The following is a 17,396-nucleotide window of genomic DNA, read 5'->3' on the forward strand; positions in this document are numbered from 1 at the left end:
GGCAGGGAGCGCAGGTGGCGGCGGCGGTGGAGGATACAGCGGCGGTGGGGGTGGAGGTGGTACAAACCTTGTGGAATCATTCGGAGGAGGTGGAGGCGGAGGTTCCTTTAATGCCGGACTCAATCAGAAAAACGTTTCCGGTGTGGGAACAGGCGATGGTATCGTAGTCATCACGTTTGCGGCTGTTACACTCAATTTTACGGGCGAGCTTCAGACTTTCGTCGTCCCTCCTTGTGTTACTTCTATGACGATACAGGCAGTAGGGGCGAGAGGCGGAGGTTCACTTGATTTTGGCAGAGGAGCGTTCATTCAGGGGGATTTTTCCGTCACGCCGGGTGAAGTATTGACCGTTTTGGTTGGTGGAATGGGAAATAGTCAAAGTGGCGGTGGCGGTACATTTGTATGGCGGACTATAAACCCGGTGACAGCAGCCAATCTGCTCGTAGCAGCGGGTGGCGGAGGCGGGGAAGCCAATTTACTGCCTGGAAGGGATGCAGCTTTAACCACAAGCGGAACGGCAGGAGCGGCTGGCGGAGCTGGAGGGATCAATGGGTTAGGTGGTGGTGCGGGAGCGCCAGACGATGGAGGAGGCGGTGGAGCAGGCATTGTTGGAAATGGTTCTTCCTCCCCAGGTGGAGGCGGAGGTGGAACCGCGATCAATGCCGGTGGCGCGGGTGGAGCTCCTGATGGTGGAGGCGGAACTGGCGGTTTTGGAGGAGGCGGCGGAGGCGGAGCTAGTGGCGGTGGAGGAGGTGGAGGCTTTAGTGGTGGCGGCGGCGGAAACGGATTAGATCCCTTGTTTCCTCTAGTCTCGTGGGCTCGGTGGAGGAGGTGGCTCATTCAACGGGGGGAGCAATCAGCTTAACTTGACAAGGATTGGGCTTGGCAATGGTCAGGTCATCATCAGTTTTCCTTTCGTCGAACCCCCGACCATCACCTGTCCCCCTGATATCAGCACCGGTACGGAACCAGGTGTGGATTTCGGCACGGTAACGTACATGGTAACAGCGACAAGTCCTAGCTGCGGTATCGTCTCGATTTCCTGCAGTCCGTCCGGCGTCGTTCACAATTTCCCGTCTTTACCTGTAGCGGAAGTGGTTGAGACCATGGCGTTTCCGCAGGGAATGACAGTGGTGACGTGCACGGCAACGGATGCGGCTGGAAATACGAGCTCCTGTTCGTTTACTGTTACAGTTACGAACGTATTTCCAACTGCCACGCCTCCGATCCCGAACAATTTGGAGGCTAGATGCATCATGGTTCAAGAGGTATACGACTGGGTAGTCTCTACGAACCGGGAACGGAGCAAGGTATCCATCCCTGATGAATTCCTTCCGTTGGTTGATGAAGCCATACAATCTGGTCAGGACATCTCTATTCAATGCATAGAGCCTGTCGTTCCTCCGCCATTTCCGCTCTTTCATCGCTCACACACGGAATGTGTCTCCGATTTTTCTTGTAGGATCGTCAACGTTCGAAGAGTGCAGATGACAATCAATCAAACGACTTTTCTGGCAGGTATGGTACAGTTTGTTTTTCAGGCAACTGTCCTACTCCGCGTCTTTGCGAACGGTGACTTTTTGTTCGAATTCCCGGTTGTCGTTTCGTTCGACGATGAAGTGATTCTATGCTTGCCTGAGCCTTTGGACGAAAACAATATCACCTGCCGGATCACAGGTATTGAGTGCACGCCGAATGCACACTTTCTACTTGGCGGAAGGGTCGAATTGGAAGTGATCATCTGCAAGGAGATTCAGGTACATGCGGAAGTCAAAATGGAGGTGCTGGGGAAATTTTGTTCCCCGCGTCCAAATAACATCCCTGCTCCTACTCCTACGCCCTTTTTTCGTTGCCCTTCTTTCGTATTTCCTCGGCAATGCCAATCGATTTTCCCGAGTCAGGATTAGGCGGGACAAAGTAGGATCACAACACGAGCCAAGGGGACGTTTCATAGGGAACGTCTCTTTTTTTCGTAGCGTGCAAAGCTTTCTGCTAAACGCGGTGGCTCATAGGCTTATGGCAGTGTTCTGATCGTACTCCGTTTTGAAATGAACATAGAAATGTCACCCTGTTACTTTTTAAGGTGAACCTATTTCAGACAATGAGTTAGCCTGTTCTTGTTCCATTCTAGGGAAAGGGTTGCTCTTTTTCTCTAGAAAATAGCCAAACTCCACCTGTTGCGTATTTTTTTAGTTATTGGCACACTATTTGCTTAGTTAGAAAAGAGCAAACATTCAAACTTCTGCACACAAAGGAGACTTGCTATGAACGTCGTTGCCAACGTATACCGGGGAGAACAGGTAGAGAGCTCACATCTCGGACATATCGCAGTCGTTGATTCGCAGGGGACATTGCTCTATTCGTACGGTGATCCCCATCGCCTTACATATGCACGCTCCAGTATGAAGCCGTTGCAGACGATTCCGGTAATCGAGACGGGGACGGCAGATCGGTATGGTTTTGAGCCGGCTGATCTTTCGCTCTGTTGTGCTTCTCATAGTGGAGAGCCACGCCATCGCGCACGTGCGCTCTCTATGCTTACGCGAGCAGGTCAGCCAGAAGCGACATTGCAATGCGGGACACATGTGCCACGTCATGAGGAGAGCTATAAACAGCTGATTCGAGAGGGCAAGCCGCTTACACCTGTATTCTCGAATTGCTCTGGTAAGCACTCCGGCATGATTGCCACCGCGACACATATGGGGGAGGACGTGACTACCTATCATTTGCCTACGCATCCAGTGCAACAGCGGATTCTTGATGTAGTCGAAGACATAACAGGCTACCCCAAAGACAAAATCAACCTCGGGACAGATGGATGTGGGGTTCCCGTCCATCAATTGCCGCTCGCCCATTACGCGTGGGCATTCGCCAAGCTGGCAAGACCAGAGGTGATCGAGAATACCGAGCGACGAAAAGCCGTTCAGCGAATTACGGATGCCATGACCGCTCATCCCGAAATGGTCGGAGGCGAGAATCGATATTGCACAGACCTCATGACAGCCTTTGGCGGTCGTATCGTAGGGAAGGCTGGCGCCGAGTCCGTGTACTGCCTGGGCGATAGAGAAACAGGATGGGGCATTGCCATCAAAATCGAGGATGGAGGACCACGGGCGATCAATCCGGTCGTCAATGAAGTGCTTCGTCAACTGGGAATCGGCATGGACGGTCTTTTGGAAACGCTCGCGGAATATACAAACCCGCCTATTACAAACATGAGTGGTAACGTTGTTGGACGGATCAAGACATCCTTTAGTCTCACCAAGACAGATTTTTCTTTACGTGTATAAATGGCATTCCCAGCAGTGCCGTTTATTCATAAAGCAACAAAGGCTAATTGTTGTTTAAAAAAGAAAAGGGGGTCACATGCAATGAACATGCGAAAAGGATGGAAGCTGCTTAGTACCGCTGCACTTGTCACTGTTCTTGCCATTACCGGTTGTAGTCAGTCGGCAACGCCACCAGCCGGGGGAGGTACAGCAGGTCAAGCGTCCACAGATACAGGTGGACAAGCCAATGTTGCTGCAAAACTCAAGCTCAATCTGAAGACGGAACCACCTTCGCTCGATCCACCAAAAGGCTTTGACAGTACTTCAAACGAAGTGTTGAATGCCACAATGGAAGGCTTGGTTCGACTGGACAAGGATCACAAGCCGCAAGCAGCCATGGCCGAGAAATGGGCAGTGAGTGAGGATGGGAAAACGTATACCTTTACACTGCGCGATAGCAAATGGTCGAATGGTGAACCAGTGACAGCGCAGGATTTCGAGTTTGCGTTTAAACGCATTGTCGATCCGAACCATGCATTCCCGTCTGCTTTCCTCGCCTATTACATCGATGGAGCAGAAGCGTTCAACAAAGGAACAGGAAATGCAGACGGCGTACAGGTAAAAGCCGTAGACGAGAAGACGTTTGAGGTAAAGCTGAAGGCGCCAACAGGTTACTTCCTCCACATCCTGACGCAGCCGACCTTCTTCCCGGTGAATAAAAAAGTCGTGGAGAGTAATCCAAAATGGGCGGAAGGCGCTGCAAGTATCGTGACGAATGGACCGTTTAAAATGGAAGATTGGGTTCATGACCAATCAGTGAAGCTGGTGAAAAACGACGGCTACTGGGACCGTGATTCGATCAAATATGCGGGAATCGAGTTTGTCATGGTCAACGATGAAAATACGCAATTCCAAATGTACAAAACAGGTCAGCTCGACATGATCCAGACCGTTCCAAACGATATGAAGAAACAGTTGATCGATTCTGGGGAAGCAAAGGTAGAAACGGAAGCGTCCATCTACTACTACCGGATGAACACGACAATTCCTCCATTCACTAACGCCAACATTCGGAAAGCATTTGCGCTGGCCATCGATCGCAAGACCTTGATCGACAATGTCGTGCAAGGGAAACAGACACCTGCCATGGCTCACGTGCCATTAGGCTTCCCAGAGCCAGACGGAGCGGATTTCCGCACAAAGGACGGGGATTTCTTCAAGGATAACGATGTAGAGCAAGCAAAAGCACTGCTGAAAAAAGGGTTGGAGGAAGAAGGGTGGACGACCCTCCCGCCTGTCACCATGACGTATAACACCAGTGATGCGCACAAGGCCATCGCGCAAGTTTTGCAGGAAATGTACAAGAAAAATCTCGGGGTAGATGTGAAGCTGGAAAACAAAGAGTGGAAAGTATTCCTGGCTGAACAACGTGCCCGCAGTCTTCAATTCTCCCGCTCGACGATCCCTGCTGACTACGGAGACCCGGTCAATTACCTGGAGCTGTTCGTGACTGACCATCCTGGAAACCGTGTCAACTACAGCAACAAAGAGTATGACGCACTGGTAGAGAAGATTCGCAACACTGCCGACGAAACAGAGCGCTTCAATCTCATGCATGACGCGGAGAAAATTTTCATGGATGATATGCCACTCGTACCTATCTATTTCGGGACAAAAGTATTTATGGAGCAGCCAAACATAAAAGGCATCGTTCGCCATCCAGTTGGTACGATTGACTACAAATGGGTAGAAATCGGCAATAAGTAATAAGTAAAATAAGCGAAGACAAGAGCGAATATTCGAAACGTTCTTGTCTTCACTTTACATCTTGGAGCGGCTGATATGGACAAAAAATCGATCATATTTATTGCAAGAATGGATGAGTTTCTACAGTCCGTCGTTAGTCAGTATCATGAATTGGGGATCGGCGATGATATCCATGTCGAGGCGATGCGAGTCGACCAGCTTCCGTTACGCCCGATCACGCCTGGTGCCCTCGTCATTGTATCCACCAAAAGCATTATCCCACTTGTACAAACGTATGTGCCAAAAGAATCCAGCATCATCATCGCCAAGCGAATGCTGCCATACCATAATTTGCGCGGCATGCTGGAAATTCCGAAAGGCGTGAAAGTGCTTCTCGTCAGTGACACCAAAGAGACTGCTGAAGAAAATGTGGAATTGCTGCGTGCCTCTGGGATGGATTTTGAACTGTATCCCTACTATCCAGGTGCTGACTATCCACCTGACATTGAGATTGCTGTAACGCCAGGAGAGGCAGAGCATGTCCCCCCACATATTCGCAAAGTTGTCGATATCGGGTATCGGATCATCGATTTATCTACGTGGCTTGCCATCTACTCTCATTTTAAAAACGGCAATTTTCAAAAGGTGACCGCACGCGCCATGCAATCGTTGGTCGATATCACCAAAGAGCTAAACAACGAAATTCAGCATGCGCATCTGTTGAGTAAATATTTGGAGGCCATCGTCAATCGGATCGAGGACGCGGTGATTGCCATGGATGAAAAAGAAAACATCCGTTTTGTCAATCAGAAAGCAATCGAAACGTTGCAGTTGGAAGGGAATGAATTCGTCGGTGAGCGGGCGTCCAATTGCTTGCCTGCGAATTTTTATCAGTTGATCCGGCAGTGTGAAGAGAACAAAGATGTTTTGGTAGATTGGGCGAACAAAACCTACTTTTTCCGCAAAATGCACATCGTCATGGAAGGAAGCTTTCTCGGGAGTCTGCTTTTGTTTCGTCAGGCTGCAGAAATTGAAAAGCTGGAGCACGATTACCGCATGCGCCTTTACAGCAAAGGATTGGTAGCCAAGTACCAATTTGATGATTTCTATGGGGAGAGCGTGCCTGTACAAAAAGTGATTCAGATTGCCCGCAAAATCGCAAGAAGCAACTCCACAGTGCTGTTGTTGGGAGAGACAGGGACAGGGAAGGAATTGCTCGCCCAGGCTATCCACAACGCTTCGCCACGCAGAAGAGAGCCGTTTGTCGGGGTCAACTTCGCTGCCATATCGGAATCTCTTTTGGAAAGCGAGCTGTTCGGCTATGAAGAAGGGGCTTTTACCGGAGCGCGCAAAGGTGGACATATCGGCTGGTTTGAATTGGCCCACAAAGGGACCATTTTTCTTGATGAGATCGGAGATGCCAGCGCGGCTATTCAAAACAGACTGCTGCGTGTATTGCAAGAACGCCAGATTATGCGCGTAGGCGGCAGCAAGATCATCCCGACAGATATTCGCGTCATCGCAGCAACGAATCAAGATTTGCAGCGGATGATTGCGGAAGGAGCCTTCCGTGCTGATTTGTATTATCGTCTGAATATCTTGCCGATTCATTTGCCACCGCTGCGAAACAGACGGGAGGATATCCCGTGGTTGGCCCATCAATTTATGAAGAAATATTCCTATGATTTGCGCCGCCCACCGTTTACGTTGACCAATGAAGCCATGCGGGCGCTCCATGAGTACGATTGGCCTGGAAATATTCGTGAGCTCGAAAATGTGATTGAGTATTTAGCACACGTCGTCGAGGATGAAGCGTATCCGTATCATTTGCCGTTTCTGCGGGAAATACCAGAAGCGCCGTTGCCTGTAGATGGTCTAAACAAGGAATGTGAAATCATCGTCACTGAATATAAAAAACGAGGATTTCTGGATGAAATCACGGCTATTTTGCAGGAGCTGGGGCAGGGAAGCGGTGGACGCTATACGCTACTTGCACAGTTACAAGAAAGAGGCCACTCGGTTACCTTGCAACAGCTGCGCTATCGGCTGAAACTTTTGCAGCAGGATGAGCTGATTCAAGTGGGAAAAGGAAGACAAGGGAGTCAGATTTCCTCAAAAGGTGAATCGTTTCTTGCCTATCTACATCAGATGAAAGCAGGGGAACGCATATGAGTGATTACTGGCGGCAGCAAGCGCTTCTGCAAAGAGAGCAGTACCTGGATGATTTGAAATCCTTTCTTTCCATTAACAGCATTGAAGACATGACGACGGCAAAAGAAGGAAAGCCATTTGGCGAAGGTGTTGCCGCAGCGCTTGAAACAATGCTCGCTCGCGGTGAGCTGGATGGCTTCCAGATCAAAAACCTGGATGGTTACGCAGGGACAATCGAGTTCGGCGACGGGGAAGAAGAGATCGGTGTGCTCGTTCATATCGATGTGGTCACTGTGGGAGAAGGTTGGACGACCCCGCCTTTTGAACCGAGCATTCGAGATGGTCGCATCTATGCGCGTGGAGCGATTGATGACAAAGGCCCAGCGATGGCTGCGTACTACGCGTTGAAGATGGTCAAGGATTCAGGTTTGCCACTGACAAAACGTGTGCGAATGATCATCGGAACAGATGAAGAGAGCGGCTGGCTGTGCATGAAGCATTTTGCCGAGCATGATCGCATCCCGCCGATTGGCTTTTCACCAGATTCCTCCTTCCCGATGACACATGCCGAGAAGGGGCAGATCAACCCGACATTGACGATTCCAGTGATCGAACCAATCGAACGAAATGGAGCATGGCAGTTAGCGTCATTTGTCTCCGGTGATCAAGGCAACAGTGTTCCCGAAAAAGCAATCGCTCTTGTACGACTGGACTCTCAGGCACGGCAGGAGGTAGTCCTTTCTCGATTGGCGGAAGAATGGGAAATGTTTCTGAATGAAAACCACACAACTGGTCGTATGGAACTGGTAGGGCTGGGACAATTGCAATTCACGCTCGCAGGAAAGCCGGCTCATGGGATGGCGCCATTCCAGGGCGTGAATGCGGGAACCTTGTTGGCTACTTTTTTGCGCTCGTACCCGTTTGGTGGCTCCTGCTTGTCCTTTCTTACGATGTTGTCTGACGTCCTGCATGAAGATTATTTTGCTCACCATCTACATATGGCTTGCGAGGATGAAGTGTCAGGCAAGCTGACGGTCAACGCGGGAATTTTGCGTTACGATTCCAGCGAAGGGGGGACAGTTCGGCTCAATATCCGTTATCCAGCGACTGTTTCCTGTGAGGAATACGTTGAGAAATTGAAGCAAAGGACGGCAGAGCTGGATTGGACGATTGCCGATTTGCGAACATCCAAGTCGCATTATGTGCCAAAAGATCATCCTGTGATCCAAACCTTGTCGCGGGTGTACGAGGAGCACACGGGAGAGCCAGCGACCCTACTTTCCTCAGGAGGAGCAACTTATGCCAAAATCATGCCGTATGGTGTTGCATTCGGCCCGCTCTTTCCAGGCAAGGAATCCATGGCCCATCTGACTGATGAATATGCCGAGATTGACGACCTGCTGCGTGCCATGGCGATTTACGCGCATGCCATTTACGAGCTGGCTAAGTAAACGAGGAGGACTTCCATGTCAAACTATCTCGTAAAACGTATTTTGATGATGTTCGTCACTCTGTGGATTATCGTGACGCTGACGTTTGCCTTGATGCATGCCATTCCGGGGAACCCGTTTGCCTCCGAGTCGGATCAGCTCCCAGAGCAAATTCTCAATAATTTACGTGCCAAATACAACTTGGACGAGCCGTTGCCTGTTCAATACGTTTTATATCTGAAAAATCTGTTAATACTCGACTTGGGACCATCCATCAAATCAGACTCTCGTGGAGTCAATGACATGATTTCCGATGGCTTTGGTGCATCTGCGTGGTTGGGTGCGCAAGCGATCGGGATTGCACTCCTTTTCGGAATTTCGTTGGGAATCATCGCAGCACTCAATCGCAACAAATGGCTGGACTACGTTGCCATGGCGCTTGCTGTGTTGGGGGTAGCGATCCCGAGCTTCATTATGGCACCGCTTCTGATCAATTTTTTCGCGATCAAGCTGCCGCTCTTTCCCGTTGCGACATGGGGGACCTGGCTGCATACAATACTGCCTTCACTGGCGCTCGCCTTTGGTCCAGTTGCGGTCATTACCCGCTACATGCGTGCCAGCATGATTGAAGTCATGAACCAGAACTACATTCGAACAGCAGAAGCAAAGGGTATTCCCATGTTTATCATCGTCGTCAGACATGGAATTCGCAATGCGATTCTGCCTGTTGTCACCTTTCTCGGACCTTTGATTGCCAGTTTGATAACGGGGACCTTTGTCGTGGAGAAAATCTTTGCGATTCCCGGCATTGGCAAGTATTTCGTAGACGGTATTTTCAACCGTGACTATCCGGTCATTTTGGGTACGACTATTTTTTACAGTGCGATTCTGATTTTTACCATTTTCCTGATTGATATCGCATACACCCTGATTGATCCCCGGATCAAGCTGACCAACAAGGAGAGATAAACTGTGGCGATGGAGCACAAAGTGGACCCGTTATTTCGCCCGTTGGCGAAAAACACGCAGGCGAATGTCATTGCACGACCCAGTCTCAGCAATGGGCAGCAGGTCATTCGGAAGCTGTTGAAAAACAAGCTGGCTATGCTTGGGCTGTTCATTATTCTCGCTTTGGTTGGCATGGCGATTATTGGACCGAATCTCGTGCCGTATAGTTATTCCGACCAGAGCTTGCTGACCAAAAATCAGGAAATCTCCGCGGAGCATTGGTTCGGTACGGATGAGCTAGGACGTGACATGTTTGCCCGTACGTGGTACGGGGCGAGGATTTCTTTGACGATTGGCATTGTCGCAGCATTGATCGACCTGGTCATCGGAGTGACAGTCGGGGGAATTGCAGGCTATATGGCAGGGCGAGGCAAACGAGGGGATCGCATCGATACGATCATCATGCGTATTATCGAGATTTTGTATGGGTTGCCGTATTTACTGGTCGTCATTTTGCTCATGGTCGTGATGGAGCCGGGAATGCTGACGATTATTATTGCTCTTTCTGCTACTGGTTGGGTCGGCATGGCGCGGTTGGTGCGCGGACAAATCCTACAATTGAAAAATCAAGAGTTCATTCTGGCTGCCCAAGTACTGGGAGCGAAGTTTTCACGAATTTTGCTCAAGCATCTGATTCCCAACACATTTGGCGTTATTATCGTCAATTTGACCTTTACGATTCCATCGGCGATTTTTGCGGAATCTTTTCTCAGCTTTCTTGGACTCGGTGTACAAGCTCCCGTCGCCAGTTGGGGGACGATGACAAACGATGGCTTGGGCGTTATTTTAACGGGTGATTGGTGGCGACTTTTTTTCCCAGCATTGATGATCTCGCTGACGATGTTCGCCTTCAACGTATTCGGTGACGGTTTGCAGGATGCTCTTGATCCACGTCTACGCGATTAGAGACGACAGGGGGAATGAGGATGATTCAGCATTTGCTGACAATCGATAACTTGCGGGTGAATTTCAAGACGTATGGTGGTGAGGTTCAAGCCGTGCGGGGAGTGTCCTTTTACGTGGACAAAGGGGAGACGGTTGCCATCGTAGGCGAGAGTGGATGTGGCAAGAGCGTTACGGCTCAAGCGATCATGGGATTAATTCCGAATCCACCTGGAAAAATCGTCGGGGGAAAGGTTGTATTTGAAGGAGCCCAAATCAGTCACCTGCCCAAAAAAGAGCTGCTGGGTATTCGCGGAACGCAGATCGGCATGGTGTTTCAAGACCCGATGACAGCGCTCAATCCGACGATGAAGGTAGGGACACAAATCGTAGAGGGGTTCGTTCGCAGCCACCAAGTATCGCGAGAGGAAGCGCGAAAGCGAGCGATAGAGATGCTTTCACTCGTAGGAATTCCCGATCCGGAAAAGCGAATCGATCAGTACCCGCACCAATTCAGCGGAGGGATGCGCCAGCGTGTGGTCATTGCGATTGCTCTTGCTTGCCAGCCCAAGCTGGTGATTGCTGATGAGCCGACGACAGCACTGGATGTGACGATTCAGGCGCAAATTTTGGATTTGCTCAAGCGACTGCAAGAGGAACAGGAGTTGTCGGTTGTGATTATTACCCATGATTTGGGAGTCGTAGCCGAGATCGCTCATCGCATGGTTGTCATGTATGCAGGAATGGTGGTAGAGACTGGGACGGTTGAGGACGTTTTTGCAAATCCTCGTCACCCGTATACATGGGGACTGATGCGCTCCCTCCCTCGTCTGGATGAAGGTGAAAAGCAACGGCTGATTCCCATCGAAGGCAGCCCTCCAGATTTGTTCAATCCGCCCGTCGGCTGTCCGTTTGCTGCCCGCTGTGATTTTGCGATGGAGATATGCGAACAGCAGATGCCCGTGACGAGCGAATTCGGGCGTGGACATCAGGCAGCCTGCTGGCTCCACGATCCACGGGCACCGCGAATAGAGGAGCTGGTGGCAGCAGGGAGGCAGGGAATATGACAGAAGCTTTGCTTGATGTTCGCGATTTGAAGAAGTATTTTTCGCTTGGAACGGGATTTGATTTGAAAGCAGTCGATGGTGTTTCGTTTACGATCAACAAAGGGGAGACGTTCGGTCTGGTCGGCGAAAGTGGCTGCGGGAAGTCTACGTTAGGCCGGACCATTATTCGCCTATATGATCATACAGATGGGGAAGTGCTGTTCAAAGGGAAGAATGTTCATCAGCTTCGGGGAAAAGAAGCGGGGCAGTTCAATCGGGATGCCCAGATGATTTTTCAGGACCCGCAAGCCAGTCTGAACCCGCGTATGACCGTGGAGGATATCATTGCAGAGGGTTTGGACATCCATCATTTGAATAGCGGGATGAGACGAGAGCGTGTGGCCGAACTGCTCCATCTAGTGGGCTTGCATAAGGATCATGCGCAGCGCTTTCCGCATGAATTCAGTGGGGGACAGCGCCAACGGATCGGAATCGCGCGGGCGTTGGCAGTGGAACCGGAATTTATCATTGCTGATGAGCCGATCTCCGCACTCGACGTCTCGATTCAAGCGCAAGTCGTCAATTTATTAGAGGATTTGCAGCATGATCGCGGATTGACCTATTTGTTCATCGCACATGATCTGTCCATGGTCAAACATATTTCCAACAGGATTGGCGTCATGTATTTGGGAAAAATGGTCGAGCTTGCATCGAGCTATGAGCTGTACACTCGTCCGTTGCACCCCTATACGCAGGCGTTGCTTTCTTCTGTGCCAGTGCCTGACCCGACGGTGAAGCGGGAGCGTATCGTTTTGCAGGGAGATTTGCCGAGTCCAGCCAACAAGCCGAGTGGTTGTGGTTTTCGTACACGCTGCCCACTCGTACAACCTCGCTGTGCGGAAGAAGTGCCGAAGTGGCAGGAGGCGCAGCCCGGGCATTGGCTGGCTTGTCATTTGATAGAGTCGTAAGAGAGGAAGAAGGGCTGTTCCCGATCGGTGGGACAGCCCTTTCTCGTGAGATTATAAATAGTAGAAACAGGTAAGAATGATCGAGAAGACAATCAGTCCAGTGCCCGACGTGAGAAAAAGCGAGGTTCCGACTCGCACGAATGACTCTTTCTTTTCCTCGAAAGCAAAGTCGTTTGCCTGAACGATGTCACTGTCCATCATGCGCGGCTTGCGAAAGAACATCCCTTTCAGCTGTTTGAATCCCCGTAGAAATATAGTGAAAAATCCAGAGCGTGTAACGACGGCAATACTCCCAACGATCAACAGGAAAAGACCGATTAAAAAGCTCTGGTTAATCAATGGAACCAACGTACCTGCTTGAATGGTAATTCCTAAAATCACACTGCTGATCACCGAGAGAGCGAGTAGTAGAATGAGCCATTTTTTCAACGAAGAAGCACGTCCTTTTTATAGTGTGGGTGCAATGCGCTCTGCTTCCCGCAAAAAAGCTCGAACGGCAGGTGGGGCTTCACGAAGCGAGCGTACAGCCAAGCCGATTTGGCGAGAGAGAGGCGGTGTGATTTCTATGACAGCGACATCGGGTAGTTGCGCTGGTAGAGTCAGTGACGGAACGACTGTCACCCCAACACCGCTTTCTACCATTGCGAGTATCGTTGTATTATCCGCGATTTCATAGGAAACATTTGGCGTAAGCCCAGTCTTGGCAAACTCCGCGCCTATCAACAAGTGACAACCAGCCATGGGCATGAGAAACGATTCGCTGGCTAATTGCTCCAAGGTAAGAGAGGGCTCTTTTGCCAGAGGATGATGGGCTGGCACGACAGCATGCAGGGCGTCTGTCATCAGTAGAATTCCCTCTAGCTCGTCATCGGGCCACACATGAAAACCGACATCGACAACCCCAGAGCGAACCCATTCTTTTATTTCTTGATAGCTTCCTTCATATAGCTTTGTTTGCATATGCGGATAGCGACTCTGTATGACTTCAGCAATTTTGGCAGGAGCTGAGCGGTTACGCTGGGAAAAGAAGCAATACGGAGCGTTGCCTCCAAATGCTCGCTTGATTCGGCAGCTACCTGTTTAATCAACGAGACGTTTTCCAATATGGTCCGAGCAGAGGCGACGATTTTTTCGCCAGCTGCGGTCAGCTTAACACCGCCACGATTTCGGATGAACAAGGAAATACCAAGCTCTTTCTCCAGTGCGCCGATGGTATGACTCACTCCTGACTGGCTCAATCCGATTTGTTCTCCAGCTCGCGTGAAATTACCAGCGTTCGTGACAGCCACAAGGACTTCCATTTGAAACAAAGTCATGGAGCTCCTCCTTTCATGAAGTTTTTATCATGGTTGGTATGCGAAAGCTTCATTTTACAGCGCGGTTGCATCACTTTAAGATGAAAAGCAAGAGAAGCATTCGTTTAACAAAAGGAGAGAAATAACCATGAATCATGTGAGCGTATACCATGTGGACGCCTTTACGAGAGAGCCATTTGCAGGCAATCCCGCAGGCGTCATCCCGGAAGCAGGTACTTTGACTTTACAACAAATGCAGAAAATTGCCAATGAGTTGAATCTTCCTGAGTCTGCATTTTTGATGCCGTCTGACCATCCAGAAGCAGATTTTCGTATTCGCTACTTTTCTCCTTCGGTTGAGATCAATTTCTGCGGCCATGCGACAGTGGGTTCTGCTTGGCTATTGGCAACAGAGCGCGGATGGTTGGAAAAGGGTAGCCGTATTGTGTTTGAGACCAACGTCGGGTTGATACCTGTTCAATTGGTGATGGAAGATGGTCAGTTACAGCGAGTGGAAATGACCCAAATCAAGCCTTCTGTGAAGGAGATTGATTTCGACAGAGAAGAGGTAGCGAGGCTGGTAGGTATAACACCTGCTGATCTGGACGATCGCTATCCGATGAAGCTCGCTTCCACTGGCAATATGCATCTACTCGTTCCAGTCCGCACCCGACAGGCGATTGATGCAGCGCAGCCACTGCTCTCAACGCTCGCAGAAATGAACAGGGAACACAGCATCACAACCACCCATTTGTTTACGTGGGATGCTCAAGAAGGCTATGACTTGTATACGAGGGATTTTGCGCCTGCGATCGGAATTGCGGAAGATCCCGTAACAGGTGCTGCAAACGGGGCGTTGGCTGGCTATCTGGCATTGGAAGAAAGACTGCCTGCTGGAAAAGTGACACAGCTTGTCGTAGGGCAAGGACATGCGATTGGTCGACCAGGAAAGCTGTATATAACGGTTGATCGATCTGGAGAGCAGCCTGTTATTCGAGTAGCAGGTGAGGCGCATTTGACGATTGCGGGGCAGATATGTGGGTTAACACAATCGAGACAGAAATAGAGATTATGATGTATGCAAAAAAGAGTTAAACCTCAAGCGAGTAGTAAAATACTTGTTTGGGGTTTCTTTTTCTCACCAAAATCTTTTCTACCAACAAACATATTTGAAACATAAAACAATGACAAAACTAGAATATTATGGTATTTTCTCTGTAAAAATATGTTACGCCTCTCGTATAATCTCGAGTCGCATGGAAGGGGATCGATAGATTTGCTCATAGCCTTAAACATGATCTTTCTACTTATCTTTGCCTTTATATTGGCAAAACTTCTCACCCTATTAAAACAAACCCAGAGTCAGGTCCATCACTTCCACCCTTTCATCCCGGAAACAGGACCAGCAATCGGCACCAAACTACAATCACTACCTTTCCGCACGCTAAACGGCCAAGAGCAACAACTAAACCATTTGCCCCGCCCACTGATCGTAAACTTCACACATACAGGCTGCGGGCACTGTGCCAATCATGTGCGCGAACTATTGTCAGAGGGAGGGGTACTCACAGATGCATCCGTTATCATCTCAACAGAATCCGAGCACATATCGACTGCCCAATGGCTGCGAGAAAACAACATATCCGGCATCCCTGTACTGATTGGCAACGAACCGATGCTTGAAACCTACCAGATCAATCATTTCCCAAGCGTTTTTGTGATCGACGAACAGGACGTCATTCGTGCCAAACCAATAACCGCCGTGGAAACCAAAAATAAGCTACTGGCGCTAGCAGGTGAGGCAGTATGACGCGTTCCTATTTTACAAAAACGGTTCGATTGATTTGGGCACATGGCAAGCTATGGCTCATTTGTTCCATTGCCCTCAGAATCATCCTGGCATTTTCCCCGTTGGCTACGATCTGGATCATGAAAGAAATGGTGAACGAGGTTACAGCCATTGTGTTAGATCAGACGGATAATTACCAGCCATTGCTATGGCTGCTTGCGGGATTGTTTTCCGTGACGCTGGTGACCAATGCGTTGGAAACGGTCTTGCGCATTCTCGATGCCCATACGGAGCAACGACTGGAATATCATTTGGAGCATATGGTAGCAAAGAAGGCAGCATCTGTTCCGCTCTCTTATTTCGATGATCCGGAATTTTACAATCATCATCACCGCATCCGGGCAGAGGCGATGGGGGAACGATTTCTGGACCCTGTGGAAAGGGTATTGGATCTCGGTAAAAATCTGATTACTCTGATTTCCTACGCGGTATTTTTGCTTAGCATTCACTGGGGATTAGCTGTGATGAGCTTGCTGGCCGTGATCCCGCTGTTAATTGTCCAAATCAAATTTGGTATGTCGGAATACTTTCTCGCAAGGCTACAGACGCCAGAGATTCGCGAAGCCTCTTACATCAGCTCGATTCTGAATGAGCGCGACAGCTCAAAAGAGGTCCGACTGTTTCAGCTAAAGGACTTTTTGCTAGGCAGATGGTCTCACCTGTATTTGAAAAATATGAAAGAGGTACTTCGTCTGCTACACCGCAGGGAAAAAGCACTGATTCTCTCAGGGATTTTTACCTCCTCGATGTATATTGGCTGCTTGGGATTGGTCGTATCGCTACTTCGAGCGAGCGCCCTGAAGGTAGGGGATTTTGTAGCCATTGCACAAGCGGTACAGAATACGCAGCAGCTACTTTCGCTCATGACCTTTAACCTCGCACATATCGTCAACAGATGCTTGTACATCGCTGATCTGTTTGACTTTCTGGAATATGAGGATAAAACGATTCCGCAGCTCACTGGAAAAGCTGAGTTTCCCACGAAGCTGCAATCTGGTATTACGTTTGATCGGGTTTCGTTTTGCTATCCCAAAATGGAGCGCAATGTGATCAATGAAGTTTCCTTTACGATCAAGCCGGGGGAGCGTATTGCGATTGTTGGCGATAATGGCTCAGGAAAAACGACGCTCGTCAAATGCTTAATGGGGCTTTATCCGATCCATTCGGGTAATATTCTGTTCGACAAACAGTCGATTCATGAGCTCGATATTTCCGACCTGCAACGAAATATTACGGTCATTTTCCAAGACTTCATTCGGTACAATTTCACTGCTGGAGAGAACATCACCATTGGGAGAGTGACGCAGGAAATCAATCCCGCGCAGATGAGGCAAGTAGCGGTTGAAACCGGTGCAGATACCTTTATTCGCAAGCTTCCCAGTGGATACGATACGATTTTGGGTCGGACGCTACAGGACGGCGAAGACCTGTCAGGCGGACAGTGGCAGAAGATAGCCTTGTCTCGGGCTTTGTACAGAAGAGGAGAAATTTTTATTCTGGACGAGCCTACGGCTGCACTTGATCCGCAGGCAGAGCTGGAAGTATTTCAGCAGTTTGATTCTCTCACACAGAACAAGACGGCGATTTTTATTTCCCATCGGATGGCTGCAGCACGAATGGCGGATCGGATTTTTGTCATGAAGCAAGGTCAGCTGATCGAAGTAGGGCATCATGATGAGCTAATGGATGCAAACGGAGAATATTCGCGTATGTACCGCATGCAGGCGAAATGGTTTGCGTAACGAAGGAGGG

Annotated in this window: 15 protein-coding genes and 1 pseudogene; 13 read left to right on the forward strand and 3 right to left on the reverse strand. The window is 49.6% G+C overall.

What is annotated here, in order from left to right; translation table 11 throughout:
* The 10 genes and pseudogenes from C7R92_RS32550 to C7R92_RS03925 all read left to right on the forward strand — a co-directional run.
* Window positions 1-865: pseudogene (locus C7R92_RS32550) on the forward strand (hypothetical protein); the annotation flags it as partial.
* A gap of 1 nt (window position 866) precedes the next feature.
* A complete protein-coding gene (locus tag C7R92_RS03885) occupies window positions 867-1,907 on the forward strand; it encodes a BMQ_0737 family morphogenetic spore coat protein (protein ID WP_106833316.1) in 1,041 nt (346 codons plus the stop codon).
* A gap of 357 nt (window positions 1,908-2,264) precedes the next feature.
* Entirely contained in the window at window positions 2,265-3,290 is a 1,026-nt protein-coding gene (locus C7R92_RS03890) for an asparaginase (RefSeq protein WP_106833317.1), read from the forward strand.
* Between the two features lie 81 nt (window positions 3,291-3,371).
* Window positions 3,372-5,036, forward strand: coding sequence for a peptide ABC transporter substrate-binding protein (locus C7R92_RS03895; protein WP_106833318.1), 1,665 nt, complete (start codon window positions 3,372-3,374; stop codon window positions 5,034-5,036).
* A 75-nt stretch (window positions 5,037-5,111) separates the two neighbouring features.
* Window positions 5,112-7,187: a sigma-54 interaction domain-containing protein gene (locus tag C7R92_RS03900; protein WP_106833319.1), complete on the forward strand. Its 2,076-nt coding sequence runs from the start codon at window positions 5,112-5,114 to the stop codon at window positions 7,185-7,187.
* Window positions 7,184-8,617, forward strand: coding sequence for a dipeptidase PepV (gene pepV / locus C7R92_RS03905; protein WP_106833320.1), 1,434 nt, complete (start codon window positions 7,184-7,186; stop codon window positions 8,615-8,617). Before C7R92_RS03900 ends, pepV begins: the two co-directional genes overlap by 4 nt.
* A 15-nt stretch (window positions 8,618-8,632) precedes the next feature.
* Window positions 8,633-9,565, forward strand: coding sequence for an ABC transporter permease (locus tag C7R92_RS03910; protein ID WP_106833321.1), 933 nt, complete (start codon window positions 8,633-8,635; stop codon window positions 9,563-9,565).
* A 9-nt stretch (window positions 9,566-9,574) separates the two neighbouring features.
* Window positions 9,575-10,510, forward strand: a complete 936-nt coding sequence (locus tag C7R92_RS03915) for an ABC transporter permease (protein ID WP_167403183.1) — start codon at window positions 9,575-9,577, stop codon at window positions 10,508-10,510.
* 20 nt (window positions 10,511-10,530) lie between these two features.
* On the forward strand, window positions 10,531-11,553 hold the full coding sequence (locus tag C7R92_RS03920; protein WP_167403181.1) for an ABC transporter ATP-binding protein: 1,023 nt from the start codon (window positions 10,531-10,533) through the stop codon (window positions 11,551-11,553).
* Window positions 11,550-12,500, forward strand: coding sequence for an ABC transporter ATP-binding protein (locus C7R92_RS03925; protein WP_106833323.1), 951 nt, complete (start codon window positions 11,550-11,552; stop codon window positions 12,498-12,500). Before C7R92_RS03920 ends, C7R92_RS03925 begins: the two co-directional genes overlap by 4 nt.
* 51 nt (window positions 12,501-12,551) lie before the next feature.
* Here C7R92_RS03925 and C7R92_RS03930 read toward each other — a convergent pair whose 3' ends face one another.
* Genes C7R92_RS03930 through C7R92_RS32675 form a run of 3 tightly spaced genes read right to left on the reverse strand, consistent with a single transcriptional unit; the run spans window position 12,552 to window position 13,816 of the window.
* Window positions 12,552-12,929, reverse strand: a complete 378-nt coding sequence (locus tag C7R92_RS03930; RefSeq protein WP_069850649.1) for a DUF3899 domain-containing protein — start codon at window positions 12,927-12,929, stop codon at window positions 12,552-12,554.
* Window positions 12,930-12,947: 18 nt separating this feature from the next.
* On the reverse strand, window positions 12,948-13,460 hold the full coding sequence (locus C7R92_RS32670; protein WP_244195642.1) for a LysR family transcriptional regulator substrate-binding protein: 513 nt from the start codon (window positions 13,458-13,460) through the stop codon (window positions 12,948-12,950).
* Window positions 13,421-13,816 (reverse strand): LysR family transcriptional regulator, encoded by a 396-nt coding sequence (locus tag C7R92_RS32675; protein ID WP_244195643.1) that lies wholly within the window; start codon window positions 13,814-13,816, stop codon window positions 13,421-13,423. The genes C7R92_RS32670 and C7R92_RS32675 overlap by 40 nt, the downstream gene beginning before the upstream one ends.
* A gap of 127 nt (window positions 13,817-13,943) precedes the next feature.
* Here C7R92_RS32675 and C7R92_RS03940 point away from each other — a divergent pair, with 127 nt between their 5' ends.
* The 3 genes from C7R92_RS03940 (at window position 13,944) to C7R92_RS03950 (ending at window position 17,386) form a co-directional block, all read left to right on the forward strand.
* Window positions 13,944-14,861, forward strand: a complete 918-nt coding sequence (locus C7R92_RS03940; RefSeq protein WP_106833324.1) for a PhzF family phenazine biosynthesis protein — start codon at window positions 13,944-13,946, stop codon at window positions 14,859-14,861.
* 210 nt (window positions 14,862-15,071) lie between these two features.
* Window positions 15,072-15,605: a TlpA family protein disulfide reductase gene (locus C7R92_RS03945; protein ID WP_106833325.1), complete on the forward strand. Its 534-nt coding sequence runs from the start codon at window positions 15,072-15,074 to the stop codon at window positions 15,603-15,605.
* A complete protein-coding gene (locus tag C7R92_RS03950) occupies window positions 15,602-17,386 on the forward strand; it encodes an ABC transporter ATP-binding protein (protein WP_106833326.1) in 1,785 nt (594 codons plus the stop codon). The genes C7R92_RS03945 and C7R92_RS03950 overlap by 4 nt, the downstream gene beginning before the upstream one ends.
* Window positions 17,387-17,396: the final 10 nt, after the last annotated feature.

It is taken from the genome of Brevibacillus porteri, from assembly GCF_003013475.1.
Lineage (GTDB): Bacteria > Bacillota > Bacilli > Brevibacillales > Brevibacillaceae > Brevibacillus > Brevibacillus porteri.

Bases quoted from the DNA above. Each gene is read 5' to 3' on its own strand.
- C7R92_RS03890 (WP_106833317.1), top strand. From the start codon at position 2,265: ATGAACGTCGTTGCCAACGTATACCGGGGAGAACAGGTAGAGAGCTCA.
- C7R92_RS03895 (WP_106833318.1), top strand. From the start codon at position 3,372: ATGAACATGCGAAAAGGATGGAAGCTGCTTAGTACCGCTGCACTTGTC.
- C7R92_RS03900 (WP_106833319.1), top strand. From the start codon at position 5,112: ATGGACAAAAAATCGATCATATTTATTGCAAGAATGGATGAGTTTCTA.
- pepV (WP_106833320.1), top strand. From the start codon at position 7,184: ATGAGTGATTACTGGCGGCAGCAAGCGCTTCTGCAAAGAGAGCAGTAC.
- C7R92_RS03910 (WP_106833321.1), top strand. From the start codon at position 8,633: ATGTCAAACTATCTCGTAAAACGTATTTTGATGATGTTCGTCACTCTG.
- C7R92_RS03915 (WP_167403183.1), top strand. From the start codon at position 9,575: ATGGAGCACAAAGTGGACCCGTTATTTCGCCCGTTGGCGAAAAACACG.
- C7R92_RS03920 (WP_167403181.1), top strand. From the start codon at position 10,531: ATGATTCAGCATTTGCTGACAATCGATAACTTGCGGGTGAATTTCAAG.
- C7R92_RS03925 (WP_106833323.1), top strand. From the start codon at position 11,550: ATGACAGAAGCTTTGCTTGATGTTCGCGATTTGAAGAAGTATTTTTCG.
- C7R92_RS32670 (WP_244195642.1), bottom strand. From the start codon at position 13,460: ATGCAAACAAAGCTATATGAAGGAAGCTATCAAGAAATAAAAGAATGG.
- C7R92_RS32675 (WP_244195643.1), bottom strand. From the start codon at position 13,816: ATGACTTTGTTTCAAATGGAAGTCCTTGTGGCTGTCACGAACGCTGGT.
- C7R92_RS03940 (WP_106833324.1), top strand. From the start codon at position 13,944: ATGAATCATGTGAGCGTATACCATGTGGACGCCTTTACGAGAGAGCCA.
- C7R92_RS03950 (WP_106833326.1), top strand. From the start codon at position 15,602: ATGACGCGTTCCTATTTTACAAAAACGGTTCGATTGATTTGGGCACAT.